The sequence below is a fragment of the Maritimibacter sp. HL-12 genome, assembly GCF_900177545.1.
Lineage (GTDB): Bacteria > Pseudomonadota > Alphaproteobacteria > Rhodobacterales > Rhodobacteraceae > Sinisalibacter.
The window spans coordinates 1,715,004-1,727,621 of the sequence record NZ_FXBQ01000001.1 but is presented as its reverse complement, the minus strand read 5'-3'; the positions used below and the strand labels follow the sequence as shown (position 1 = coordinate 1,727,621).

Genomic DNA, 12,618 nt, shown 5'->3' with positions numbered 1-12,618 from the left:
AATCACCGCAATGGCCAGATAGACCAGCGGTTCAATCTGCCAGCCCTTGCGCAGCATCACGAAATGCACCGCCCCGAGCAGAACCGCCGGGTAGACCAGCCAGTGCAATTGCCGCCATCGTTTGCCGAGCCTGCGCACCGCGGCATTGCTCGAGGTTGCTGCCAACGGCACGAGCAGGAGGAATCCCGCCATCCCTATGGTGATGTAGGGCCGCTTCACGATGTCGGCCCAGATCCGGGCCGGGTCGCGGATGTCGAGCAGCAGCCATGTCAGGAGGTGGGTGGATATATAGTAGAAGGCCAGAAGCCCGATCGCGCGGCGAAACCGGATGAGGTTGATCCCGGCGAAACGGCGCAGCGGCGTTATCGCCAGACCGAGGAGAAGGAACTGGAGGCCAAGCAGCCCCAGCCTGTGCTCCATCTCCGAGATCGGCTCGGCCCCGAGCCCGCCGGTGAGGCCGAGGTAGAAATACCAGACCGGCGGCAGCGCCCCGACGACATAGACCGGCCATGTCGGAACCCGCCGCAGGCCCGCGTTCACCGCTTCGATCACCGGCATCAGAAGAACCGCGTGAGATCCATGCCGGCATACAGGTCCGCGACTTCTTCGGCGTAGCCGTTGAACATCAGCGTATCAATCCGCGGCGCAAAAAACCCGCCGCCGATCACCCGCTCGGTCGCCTGGCTCCAGCGCGGGTGATCCACCTCCGGGTTCACATTACTATAGAAGCCATATTCTCGGGCGTTGGCCTTGTTCCAGCTCGTCGGCGGCTCGCTATCGGTCAACGTGATCCGCACGATCGACTTGATCGACTTGAAGCCATACTTCCACGGCACCACGAGCCGGAGCGGCGCGCCGTTCTGATTGAGCAGGCTCTCGCCATAAATCCCGGTGGCGATCATGGTGAGCGGGTGCATCGCCTCGTCGAGACGAAGCCCCTCGACATAGGGCCAGTCGAGCACCGGCGAGCGGGTGCCGCGCATTTCTTCCGGGCGGTAGAGTGTTTCGAAGCCGACGTATTTCGCCGAAGGTTGCACACCCACCTTCTCAAGCAGCGCACGCAACTCGAAGCCGTTCCACGGGATCACCATCGACCACGCCTCGACACAGCGGAAGCGATAGATCCGCTCCTCGATGTCCATCCCCTTGAGCACGTCGGCCAGATCGTAGTTGCCCGGCCGTTCCACCAACCCGTCGATCTGCACACTCCACGGGTCGGTCGTCATTGCACCGGAATATCTGGCAGGGTCTTCCTTGCCGGTGCCGAACTCGTAGAAATTGTTGTAGCTGGTGATATCTTCGTATGCCGTCTGATCGCGCTCGATCGGGACGGCGGCCGCGATCGGACCGGCGATTGCCCCCAGCCCGAGCCCGGATGCGCCGGCCATGATCTGCCGGCGGTTCAACCAGTCGGCCTTTGGGGTCACGTCGGACCAGGTCAGTTTGCGCTTGTAGGCCATCTTGCACCTTTCTCCGTTTGTGTCCCTCCTAGCTGACCTTACTACGTGCGCCAAAACACGTTCGATCAAATTACCGCTTGTGTGCTGTAACTCGGGTAGATTTCGTTCATCGGAATCGACCGGCCATCGTTCTGCACGATCCGCACATGCCGCCGGCGCATCAGGCGCGGTTCGGCCACACCGACGGAATGCGCGATGGTCTCCACCTCACCGATCACGCTGGCGGCGAAATGCGCCACCTTGTCGGCCTTGATCCGGGGCACGAGGCCCTTTTGCAGCCTCGGGTCATGCGTGGTCACCCCGGTGGGGCAGGTGTTGCGGTTACACTTCAATGCCTGGATACAGCCGAGCGAGAACATGAAGCCGCGTGCGGTGACAACGAAATCCGCCCCCGCGCAGATTGCCCATGCCACGTCGCCGGGATTTACCAGCTTGCCGCTCGCCACCAGCCGGATGCGTTTGTGCAGCCCGCGCTGGTCGCGCAGATCGGTGATGCGTGGCAAGGCCTCGCGGATCGGCATTCCGACAAGGTCGATCAGCGGCATCGGTGCCGCGCCGGTGCCGCCTTCGCCACCGTCGATGGTGATGAAATCGGGTGCGCTGTCGGGGCCACGATGCAGGATCAGGTCGAAGAACTCCGCGAAGGGATCGACGCGGCCCACCACCGTCTTGATCCCCACCGGCTTGCCGGTCACCTCGCGAATATGGCCGATCATGTCGAGCAGATCGCCCCAATCGTCGATCTCCTCGTGCCGGTTCGGACTTTCACTCGGCAACCCTACCGGGATACCACGGATCGCCGCGATCTCCGCGTCCACCTTGGCGCCCGGCAGGATGCCCCCCTTGCCCGGCTTGGCCCCCTGCGCAAGCTTCAACTCGAACATCTTCACCTGCGGATAGGCCGCCACCTCGCGCAGTTTTTCGTCTGAAAGCCTGCCGTCCGGCCCGCGCACGCCGTATTTTGCCGTGCCGATCTGGTAGACGATGTCGGCCCCGCCCTCGAGATGAAACGGCGCAAGCCCACCCTCGCCGGTGTTGAGCCAGATATTGGCCTTCTTCGCCCCCATCGACAGCGCCCGCACCGCCGGTCGCGACAGCGCACCATAGCTCATGCCCGATATGTTGAAGAACGAGGGTGCGGCATAGGGTTCGCGCGCGGTCGGCCCGATCAGCATCGGCTCGGTTCGGGCGTATTGATCGCCCAGCGGGGGAAAGGCCGCGTTCATGAAGATCGGCGTGCCGGGGAGCGAGATGTTGCGGGTCGAGCCGAAGGCCACGGTGTTGTCCGTGCCCTCGGCAGCCCGGTAGATCCAGTCGCGCTGCGCCCGGTTGAACGGCATCTCCTCGCGGTCCATCGCGAAAAAATACTGCCGGAAAAACTCGCCCAGTTCGGTGAACAAGCGCCGAAAACGCCCGATCACCGGATAATTGCGCCGCACCGCATCGGCGGTCTGGGTGCGGTCGATGACATACATCAGCAGCGTCGCCGCCAGCCCGAAACCGATCAACAAAACGAACAGGAGCGCAAACAGCTCAAAAATCCAGACAGTCGTTCCCATGGTCCCCCCCGGTTTGCGACAGATCATAGGCAAATCGGCCCACGCCGAAAGAGAAAGCGGGCAACGAGAGAGGATTGGTCCACGAAAAGGAAGGGCGGGGGTTTGCCCCGCCCTGCCTTGTTTGCGTCGGCCCGTTCAGTGCAGCACGGCATCGTCCGGTTTGGGCCGGTTCGAGGCACCGGTCTTGTTGCCGATGATCAAACCGTCTGCCCCGGCGCTCACCGGCACCACGTCGCCGTCGACAATGTCGCCCGAAAGCAGCCGCTCGGCGAGCGGGTCCTGCAAGGCGCGCTGGATCACCCGTTTGAGCGGGCGGGCACCATACACCGGGTCGTAGCCCTGATCGGCGAGCCAGGTCTTGGCATCCGCATCGAGTGCAAGCGTGACGTTCCGTTTCGCCAGCCGCCGGGCAAGCAGCCCGAGCTGGATATCCACGATCCCGTCCATGTTCGCCCGCGTCAGCCGATCGAAGATGATCGTCTCGTCGAGCCGGTTGAGGAACTCGGGGCGGAAATGTGCCCGCACGGCATCCATCACGTCGCGTTTGGCGAGCGACCCATCGGCATCCTCGGGCAACTGGCTCAACGCCTGGCTGCCGAGGTTCGAGGTCAGCACGATCAGCGTCTGCTTGAAATCGACCCTGCGGCCGTGACCATCGGTCAGAACCCCGTCGTCGAGCACCTGAAGGAGCACGTTGAACACGTCCGGGTGCGCCTTTTCCACCTCGTCGAACAGCACCACCTGGTAGGGCCTGCGCCGCACCGCCTCGGTGAGCACGCCGCCCTCGTCGTAACCGACATAGCCCGGAGGCGCGCCGATCAGCCGGGCGACCGAGTGCTTCTCCATGAATTCCGACATGTCGATACGCACCATCGCGCTGTCGTCGTCGAACAGGAACTCGGCGACCGCCTTGGTCAACTCGGTCTTGCCAACGCCGGTGGGGCCGAGAAAGAGGAACGAGCCCAGCGGCCGGTTCTCGTCGTTGAGCCCCGCGCGCGCCCGGCGCACGGCATTTGCAACAGCCCTCACCGCGTTATTCTGACCGATGACCCGCTTGTGCAACCCGTCTTCCATCCGGAGCAGCTTGTCGCGCTCGCCTTCCAGCATCTTCGAGGTCGGAATCCCGGTCCAGCGCTCGACCACCGCCGCGATCTGCTCGGGCCGCACCGCCTCTTCGACCATCACGTCGTCGTCGCGGCTTTCAGCCTCGCCAAGCTTGCGCTCCAGTTCGGGGATGATCCCGTAGGAAAGTTCCCCGGCGCGCGCGAGATTGCCCTCGCGCTTGGCGGCATCCAGATCGGCGCGCGCGCGGTCGAGCTTCTCCTTGAGGTCGCGCGCACCTTCGAGCTTGTCGCGCTCGGCCTGCCACTTCGTCGTCATCGCGTCGGATTTCTCCTGCAGCCCGGCAAGCTCTTCCTCAAGCTTTGCCAGCCGGTCTTTCGACGCCTTGTCGTCTTCCTTCTTCAATGCCTCGGCCTCGATCTGCATCTGCAGGATCTGCCGGTCGAGCTGGTCAAGCTCCTCGGGCTTCGAATCCACCTCCATCCGCAGGCGGCTCGCGGCCTCGTCGACAAGGTCGATCGCCTTGTCGGGCAGGAAACGGTCGGTGATATAGCGGTGCGACAGCGTCGCCGCCGCCACCAGCGCCGAGTCGGAGATCCGCACACCGTGGTGCAACTCGTATTTCTCCTTGATGCCGCGCAGGATCGAGATGGTGTCTTCCTCCGTCGGCTCTTCCACCAGCACCGGCTGGAACCGCCGCGCCAGGGCCGCATCCTTCTCGACATACTTGCGGTATTCATCGAGCGTGGTGGCGCCCACGCAGTGCAGTTCGCCACGCGCCAGCGCCGGCTTGATCAGGTTGGCCGCGTCCATCGCGCCATCGGCCTTGCCCGCCCCCACCAGCGTGTGCATCTCGTCGATGAAGAGCACGATTTCGCCCGCAGCGGCGGTGATCTCGTTCAACACCGCCTTCAGCCGCTCCTCGAACTCGCCACGATATTTCGCGCCGGCGATGAGCGCGCCCATGTCGAGCGCCAGCAGCTTCTTGTTCTTGAGGCTCTCGGGCACGTCGCCGTTGATGATGCGCAGCGCGAGCCCTTCCGCGATCGCGGTCTTGCCGGTGCCCGGCTCGCCGATCAGAACAGGGTTGTTCTTGGTGCGCCGCGAAAGCACCTGCATGGTGCGCCGGATTTCCTCGTCGCGGCCGATGATCGGGTCGATCTTGCCTTCCTCTGCGGCCTGGGTGAGATCGCGCGCGTATTTCTTGAGGGCCTCGTAGCTGTCCTCGGCACTGGCCGAATCCGCCGTGCGGCCCTTGCGCACGTCGTTGATCGCGGTGTTGAGGTTCTGCGCGCTGACAGCGCCCGCTTCGAGCGCCTCCTTCGCCTTCGACTTGACCAGCGCAAGCGCGGTCAGAAGCCGTTCGACGGGCACGAAACTGTCGCCCGCCTTCTTGGCGAGCTTCTCGGCCTCGTCCAGCACACGCCCGGTTTCGCTGGCAAGATAGATCTGCCCGGCATCGCCGGTCACCTTCGGAATCCGGCCAAGCGCGGCATCGACCGCCTCGCGCACACGGTGCGGCTCACCGCCGGCCCTGCGAATGAGGTTCGCCGCCATGCCTTCTTCGTCATCCATGAGGGCTTTGAGCAAATGCTCGGGCGCGAGGCTCTGATGGTTCTCACGCATTGCGATCGTCTGGGCAGCCTGCACAAAACCGCGCGACCGCTCGGTGAACTTCTCCAAGTTCATCTCTCTCTCCTTTTCAAAGCGCCCAATCCCGCGATGCCCGCCCGGCGGCACATCATCCCTGGGCCTCCGCATTCAAATGGGCGCAGAAAAACAGTTTCGCAAGATCCGCCGCGGCAAGAATCCTCAAGGCTCCGGTGCAATCCGGGGTCAGCAATGCCCACCTTGCCGCGCCCGCATGCTGCGCCTATCAATGGCCAGACCAAACGAGGATCACCCCATGACAGATGACCGCCTGATCGTCGCCCTCGACGTGCCCAACGCCCTCGAAGGGCTGCAAATGGCGCAAACGCTGGGCGACGCCTGCCAGTTCTACAAGATCGGCCTTGGCATGCTCACCGGCGGCGGACTCGCGCTTGCGCGCGAGTTGATCGACGAAATGGACAAGCGCATTTTCCTCGATATGAAGCTCTTCGACATCGGCAACACCGTCGAGGCCGCGGTCCGCGGGCTGGCGCAGTACGGACTTGATTTCCTGACTGTCCATGGCGACCCCCATGTCGTGCGCGCCGCCGCCGAGGGCAAGGGCGGCTCCGAGCTGAAGATCCTCGCCGTCACGATCCTCACCTCGCTCGATCGCGTCGATCTCGACGCCGCCCTGATCCTTCCCGGTGCGGTGCAGGACCTCGTGGTGGAACGCGCGCGCCGCGCTTTCGAAGCGGGTGCCGACGGCGTGATCGCGAGCCCGCAGGAAGCGGCCCTGATCCGCGCCCTGCCCGAAGCCGAGGGCCGCCTCATCGTCACGCCCGGCGTGCGTCCGGCGGGCACCGATCTGGGCGACCAGAAACGCGTGATGACCCCGGGTGACGCGATCCGAGCCGGTGCCGATCATATCGTGGTCGGCCGTCCGATCATCCGCGCCGAAGATCCGCGCGCCGCCGCCCGGGCGGTGCTCGCCGAGTTGCCCTGAAACGGCACACCGGACTTCTTGGGTCCTGAAATACCTTGGGGGTTTGGGGGTGAAACCCCCAATCAAACCAACCTGCGCGCCGCAGGCGCACCGCATGGCAACAGATCAGTCCTCGTTGATGTCGCGGCGGAACACCTTGCGCTGACCTTTGCGCACCCCGAAGGTCTGACGCAGAACAACCCATGTGATTACCGAGATCGCGGCGAAGGTGAACAGCGCCCAGGGCAGAGTGAGCACCACCCCGAACGCCACCAGGATGCCGACCACGACCGCACCGATGGCGAACCCCACGAAGATGAACCCCGGGGCAAAGAGTTCGAGGATCGCAAGCCCGATCCCCGCAGCCACCCAGACCCACCAGATTTCCCAGATCATTTCGGCTTGCCTTTGAGCATCGAGAAGGCATCGGCGAAGGCGTCAAGCGCGTTGGCGGGCAGAACCACGGTCTGGCTTCCGGCACCGTTGCCCAGCCGGGTCAAGGCTTCGACCTGCTTGAGCGCCACCTGGTATTGCGCGGCCTCCAGCCCGTTGTCGGCAATCGCCCGCGCCACCACTTCGGTCGCATAGGCCTCGGCGTCGGCCTGGATACGCCGCGCCTTGGCCGCCTGTTCGGCGGCGTAGAGCTCGGCGTCGGCATTGAGTTCGACGGCCCGTTTCGTGCCCTCGGCCTCGGTCACCTGCGCGCGCCGGGCGCGTTCGGCGTTGAGCTGTTGCAGCATCGCGTCGCGGGTGGCCTGGTCGAGGTTCACGTCGAGGATCTCGGCCCGGGTCACCTCGATGCCCCAGTCGTTCACCGCGTCTTCCACGCTCGACTTGATATGCGCGATCAGCTGCGACCGGTTCGATTGCACCTCGTCAAGGTCCATCTTGCCGATCTCGGCACGCACGATCCCGGCCACGGTCGTGGCGATGGCGGCGTCCACGTCGCGGATCCGGTAGACGGTCTTCTCCGGCTCGAGGATGCGGTAGAATACGCTGGTGTCGATCTGCACCAGCACGTTGTCCTTGGTGATGGCGTCCTGCGTGGCGTTGGGCAACTGGCGTTCGAGGATCGAAATCCGGTGCGCGACCCGATCGAGAAAGGGGATGATGAAGTTGATCCCCGGCCCGAGCACGGATTGCAGCCGCCCGAACCGCTCGACCACGTATTTCTCGCTCTGCGGCACGATCCGCACCCCAAGGAAGATCGCGATGATGATGAATGCCGCAAGCAGCAGCAACACGAGGTTGGACCCACCAACCTGTCCCAGTACGTCTTCGCCCGACATGACCTGCTCCAAATGTTTTACAGACAATTTGCCGGCCACTATGGGCCGGGCCCTGTCACGCTTCAAGCGCCAACAGGCACCGTCCGGTCAATGAGGGCGTGGCGCGGCAATCCGGCACCCTTGGGGTTTGCGGCCTTGAGGCCCCGCCGGGGGCTGCCTATCTGCTGCCAAACCCGAGAGGACCATGCCATGACCCGGAAAACCTACAGTCAACTTGCCCAGGAAGCCGCCGAACGGATCGAGGAGATCATGCCCTGGGATGTGCCCGACTTCCTCGCCGCCCACCCCGACGCCCTGCTGCTCGACATCCGCGAGCGCGACGAGTTCGCGCGCGCCCATGTTGCCGGTTCCCTCAACGTGCCCCGCGGCATCCTCGAAAGCGCCGCCGAGTGGGATTATGCCGAGACCGAACCTGCGCTCGTGACCGCCCGCGACAAACCGGTGGTGATCATCTGCCGCTCCGGAAACCGGTCGGCTTTTGCGGCCGAAACCCTCCTGCAAATGGGTTTCACCGATGTTCGTTCGGTCAAGCTGGGCATCAAGGGTTGGAACGACGCCGATCTCGATCTTGTCGATGCATCTGGCACCGAAGTCGATGGCGACGACGCCGTGCCGCTCATCGAGATCCAGCCAAGGCCCGAGCAGCGCGACCCGGCAAGGCGCTGACCGATCGTTTCGGCAAGACGCGCGCAAGCAAAGCCTGTCCGGTTCTGCGCCGGGCGCGGCTCAGGCACGCAATCGGTGCTTGAGCACATCATCGAGGTGGATCTCGGCCATCCTCCGCGCGGTTCTCGCAAAGCTCGGATCGCGGGTGTGTTGCGCCGCCACGATCGCTCCGTCGATCAGAACGGCGAAGCTGCGCGCAGTCTCGGCCACATCGGGAACGCCAAGCGCAACCGCCTGCCCCTTCAGCCAGGTCAGCAGGTGGTCCTTGTGTCGTTCGGCGGCTTGGCGCACGGCGTCATTGCCGGTGTCGAACTCGGCAACCGCGTTGATGAAGGGACAACCGTAGAAGCCCGGGTCTGAAAACCAGTCTTCCAGAACATCGAAGACCGCCAGCATCCGGGTTCGCTCGGGCCCGCCACGCGCCGCAAGTTGGCCGAAGAACCACGCCCGCCAGGTTTCGCCCTCGGCCTCAAGGACCGCGGCGATCAACTCTTCCTTCGATCTGAAGTGGTGGTAGAGCGTCGCCTTCGCCGTGCCCGCGCGGTCGAGAATCGCGTCGATGCCGGTCGCCGAGAAGCCATGGTTGCAGAACAGGTAGGACGCGGCGGACATGATCTTGTCGCGCGCGGTCTTTGGCGGGATTGCCGCGAAACTCCAGCCTGCCGTTTCCATCGGGCAATACTCCTGCACGTCATAGCCCAAAGCAATGTCCTCCCCTTGACGGTCTTGCGCGTCCGCGCGGGCCTGCGTTGCAGGCGGCAATCCGGTTCCGGGAGCTTTTCACCTCAGGCCGGAAAAAACAAGACAGATTTGTCCGGTCTTTCCGGCAACCGATTCTCTGGCACTTGCCACTGAACCAAGCGTTGATCGGGGATTTCTCGCTCCGATGCGGGCAGTCTACCTAGATTTTTGCTTAATAAGTGAACGCGATCCGAATGCGGGGCCAATTCCTGCCCCTGTCGTTGACCTGCGCCAGATTACCCGTCTCGATAAGACAGAACGGTTTGTTCATTCATGGCCGACAGAAAGCTGAAAAGAGATGATGGTGACGCGATTGAAGGACGAAACCAGGATCGAGACGACCACGAAACCGGTTCTCAGACCTGTCCCCGGCGGGGCGCATATCGCGGTTCGCAACCTCAGTCACACCTATCGCAAGGCCGACGGCCGGGTGCTCGATGCACTCGATTTCGAGATCCAGCCCGGCGCTGTTGTCGCGCTACTTGGCCGGTCCGGTTGTGGCAAGTCTTCGCTACTTCACATGCTGGCCGGTTTGACACACCCGACCGAGGGGGAAGTGATCATCAATGGCAACGTCGTTCGCGGGCCCTCGCCAAAATGGGTCATGATGTTTCAGGCACCGTCGCTGTTTCCCTGGATGAGCGTGGCGAAGAACGCGGCCCTCGGACTGAAATTCAACCGCCGGACCGGCGAGATCGCCAAGCGTATCCCCGAGATCCTCGACCTGGTTGACCTTGGCCCATTCGCCGACCGGAACGCGCAGGAATTGTCGGGCGGCCAGCAACAGCGCGTGGCGCTGGCGCGGTCGCTGGCACCAAGCCCGGAAATGCTGCTGCTCGACGAGCCGTTCTCTGCGCTTGATGCCTTCACCCGGCGATCGCTCCAGCAGGATGTGCGCCGGATCGCCAAGGATCTTGGCCTGACGCTGGTGATCGTCACCCACGACGTTTCCGAAGCGGTGATCATGGCCGACCGGGTGCTGGTGCTCGACGCCAACCCCGGGCGCATCGCCGACGATACCACGATTTCGCTCGAAAACGACGAGCGCAACGCCAGCGCCGAACGGTTCCAGTCCGAACAGGCCCGGCTGATGCAGATCTACACCGATGTCGCCCATGGCGATGCCGCCGCTCCCCTCTCCTGACGCCCCGAACAGAAAGGACCATCGCATGACCAAAGAGACGGACAATTCCTGGGACGACGACGAGTATTTCGCCGGAGATTTCACCCGCCGCCAGACGCTCGACATGATGGCCAAGGGCGGTTTGTTCGCATCGCTCACCGCGATGCTCGGCGGCATGCCGTCAATGTCCTACGCGCAGGACGACGAAGTGGTGCGGATCGGCTATCTGCCGATCACCGATGCCACGGCGCTGCTCGTTGCCCACGGGATGGGCTATTTCGAAGACGAAGGGCTCGAGGCCGCCGCGCCGACGCTGATCCGTGGCTGGTCGCCGCTGATCGAGGGCTTCGCGGCCAACAAGTTCAATCTCGTGCACTTCCTCAAGCCGATCCCGGTCTGGATGCGTTACAACAACAACTTCCCGGTCAAGGTCATGTCATGGGCGCATACCAACGGCTCTGGTCTCGTCGTTGGCCAACACACCGGGATCACCGATTTCAGCCAGCTTGGCGGCAAGCAGGTCGCGGTGCCGTTCTGGTACTCGATGCACAACATCGTGCTGCAATATGCGCTGCGTCAGTCGGGCGTGAAGCCGGTAATCAAGGCGCAGGGCGAACCGCTGGCACCGGACGAGTGCAACCTCCAGGTTCTGCCACCCCCCGACATGCCCCCGGCGCTGGCCGCAAGGAAGATCGACGCCTACATCGTTGCCGAACCTTTCAACGCGCTGGGCGAACTCAAGGCCGGTGCCCGGATGCTGCGCTTCACCGGCGACATCTGGAAGAACCACCCCTGCTGCGTCGTCTGCATGCACGAGGAGGTCACCGAAAAAAAGGCGGCCTGGACCCAGAAGGTGATGAACGCGGTCGTGCGCGGTGCGATCTATTCGAGCGAAAACAAGGCCGAGGTCGCCGGGCTGCTCTCGAAGGATGGCTGGGGCTACCTGCCGGCACCCGCCGAGGTCGTGACCCGCGCGATGACCTATTATGACGACGAGGACTACACCACCCTCGGGGCGAACCAGAACGCCGCCGAGTGGCAGAACGGTCGTATCGACTTCCAGCCCTGGCCCTACCCGTCGGCCACGAAACTGATCGTCGAGGAAATGAACCAGACGGTGGTTTCGGGGGACACGACGTTCCTTGCCGGTCTCGACCCGGATTTCGTCGCCGACGACCTGGTGAACTACGAGTTCGTCAAGGCCGCGCTCGACAAGTATCCGAACTGGAAGAACGACCCGTCCGTCAATGCCGGCGATCCGTTCAACCGCGAAGAGGTTCTGAAGCTGTGAGCCTCGGCGCCGATACATATCGTGGCCGCGCCGCCCTGGCCTTGCCCAAACTGGCATGGTTCCGGGGCGTCGCCAACGCAGTCATCGGCATCGCCGTGCTGGTCGGCCTGTGGTGGCTGGGCGGCGTGGCGGTGGCCAACAACCCGAACATGTATGCCTTTGCCGATTTTGCCCCCGGCCCCACCCTGTCGGCGCTCCGCGACATGGTCGGCTCCGGCGAGGTGGTCGGGATGGCCTGGCCATCGCTCTACCGGGTGGGTGCCGGCATGCTGATCGCGGTCGCGTTCGGCGTTCCGATGGGGATCCTGATCGGCCGGGTCGCGATCTTGCGCGAGATCACCAACGTGCCGTTCCAGTTCCTGCGGATGATCTCGCCGCTGTCGTGGATGCCCATTGCCGTCATGGTCTTCGCGACCTGGGACGGGGCCATCGTCTTCCTGATCGCCGCCGCCGCGGTCTGGCCGGTGCTGTTTTCCACCGCGGCGGGTGTGCGCCGGATCGACCCGGCCTGGCTCAAGGTGGCGCGCAATCTCGGTGCCAACGTCGTGCATATGCTGTTCACGGTGATCCTTCCGGCGATCGCGGTCGATATCCTGACTGGCCTGAGGCTCGCGCTCGGCGTGGCCTGGGTGGTTCTGGTGCCGGCCGAATATCTCGGTGTCACCTCCGGCCTCGGCTACTCGATCAACGATGCGCGCGACACGCTGGACTATTCCCGCCTCGCCGCCGTGGTGGTGGTGATCGGGATCATCGGCTTCACCCTCGACTACCTCTTCATGCTTGCCATCAAGCACTTCAACTGGGTCCGCAGCGCGGACTGACCCCTGACCAAGACATGGACAACAAAGGAGA

At 63.9% G+C, this 12,618-nt stretch carries 12 protein-coding genes (1 of these 12 cut by a window edge); 5 read left to right on the top strand and 7 right to left on the bottom strand.

What is annotated here, in order from left to right; translation table 11 throughout:
* From msrQ to clpB, 4 genes are all read right to left on the bottom strand, one after another.
* On the bottom strand, positions 1-558 hold the 5' portion of the coding sequence (gene msrQ, locus B9Y97_RS08590; protein WP_085526350.1) for a protein-methionine-sulfoxide reductase heme-binding subunit MsrQ. Its footprint begins 66 nt before the window's first position; only the first 558 of its 624 coding nucleotides appear in the window; it begins with the start codon at positions 556-558; its stop codon lies off the left edge, out of view.
* On the bottom strand, positions 558-1,460 hold the full coding sequence (msrP, locus tag B9Y97_RS08585) for a protein-methionine-sulfoxide reductase catalytic subunit MsrP (RefSeq protein ID WP_085526349.1): 903 nt from the start codon (positions 1,458-1,460) through the stop codon (positions 558-560). Before msrP ends, msrQ begins: the two co-directional genes overlap by 1 nt.
* 65 nt (positions 1,461-1,525) lie before the next feature.
* Positions 1,526-3,019 (bottom strand): FMN-binding glutamate synthase family protein, encoded by a 1,494-nt coding sequence (locus tag B9Y97_RS08580; protein ID WP_085526348.1) that lies wholly within the window; start codon positions 3,017-3,019, stop codon positions 1,526-1,528.
* 135 nt (positions 3,020-3,154) lie between these two features.
* The gene (clpB, locus tag B9Y97_RS08575; RefSeq protein ID WP_085526347.1) at positions 3,155-5,770 is read right to left on the bottom strand and encodes an ATP-dependent chaperone ClpB; all 2,616 of its coding nucleotides are present in this window, start codon (positions 5,768-5,770) and stop codon (positions 3,155-3,157) included.
* A gap of 217 nt (positions 5,771-5,987) precedes the next feature.
* On the opposite strand from clpB, the gene pyrF reads away from it, so the two are divergent.
* Entirely contained in the window at positions 5,988-6,677 is a 690-nt protein-coding gene (pyrF, locus tag B9Y97_RS08570; protein WP_085526346.1) for an orotidine-5'-phosphate decarboxylase, read from the top strand.
* 105 nt (positions 6,678-6,782) lie between these two features.
* On the opposite strand, the gene B9Y97_RS08565 is transcribed toward pyrF, so the two are convergent.
* Both B9Y97_RS08565 and B9Y97_RS08560 read right to left on the bottom strand, forming a co-directional pair.
* Positions 6,783-7,052, bottom strand: a complete 270-nt coding sequence (locus tag B9Y97_RS08565) for an NfeD family protein (RefSeq protein ID WP_085526345.1) — start codon at positions 7,050-7,052, stop codon at positions 6,783-6,785.
* Complete coding sequence (locus B9Y97_RS08560; protein WP_085526344.1) at positions 7,049-7,945, bottom strand: SPFH domain-containing protein; 897 nt, start codon at positions 7,943-7,945, stop codon at positions 7,049-7,051. Before B9Y97_RS08560 ends, B9Y97_RS08565 begins: the two co-directional genes overlap by 4 nt.
* Before the next feature lie 189 nt (positions 7,946-8,134).
* Here B9Y97_RS08560 and B9Y97_RS08555 point away from each other — a divergent pair, with 189 nt between their 5' ends.
* Positions 8,135-8,611 carry a rhodanese-like domain-containing protein gene (locus B9Y97_RS08555; RefSeq protein WP_085526343.1) on the top strand — a complete coding sequence of 159 codons (477 nt, stop codon included), beginning with the start codon at positions 8,135-8,137 and terminating at the stop codon, positions 8,609-8,611.
* A gap of 60 nt (positions 8,612-8,671) precedes the next feature.
* On the opposite strand, the gene B9Y97_RS08550 is transcribed toward B9Y97_RS08555, so the two are convergent.
* The gene (locus tag B9Y97_RS08550) at positions 8,672-9,313 is read right to left on the bottom strand and encodes a TetR/AcrR family transcriptional regulator (protein WP_139828263.1); all 642 of its coding nucleotides are present in this window, start codon (positions 9,311-9,313) and stop codon (positions 8,672-8,674) included.
* A gap of 343 nt (positions 9,314-9,656) precedes the next feature.
* On the opposite strand from B9Y97_RS08550, the gene B9Y97_RS08545 reads away from it, so the two are divergent.
* Genes B9Y97_RS08545 through B9Y97_RS08535 form a run of 3 tightly spaced genes read left to right on the top strand, consistent with a single transcriptional unit; the run spans position 9,657 to position 12,587 of the window.
* Entirely contained in the window at positions 9,657-10,496 is an 840-nt protein-coding gene (locus tag B9Y97_RS08545) for an ABC transporter ATP-binding protein (protein ID WP_254900881.1), read from the top strand.
* A 25-nt stretch (positions 10,497-10,521) separates the two neighbouring features.
* Positions 10,522-11,766: an ABC transporter substrate-binding protein gene (locus tag B9Y97_RS08540; RefSeq protein ID WP_139828262.1), complete on the top strand. Its 1,245-nt coding sequence runs from the start codon at positions 10,522-10,524 to the stop codon at positions 11,764-11,766.
* Entirely contained in the window at positions 11,763-12,587 is an 825-nt protein-coding gene (locus B9Y97_RS08535; protein WP_254900880.1) for an ABC transporter permease, read from the top strand. Before B9Y97_RS08540 ends, B9Y97_RS08535 begins: the two co-directional genes overlap by 4 nt.
* Positions 12,588-12,618: the final 31 nt, after the last annotated feature.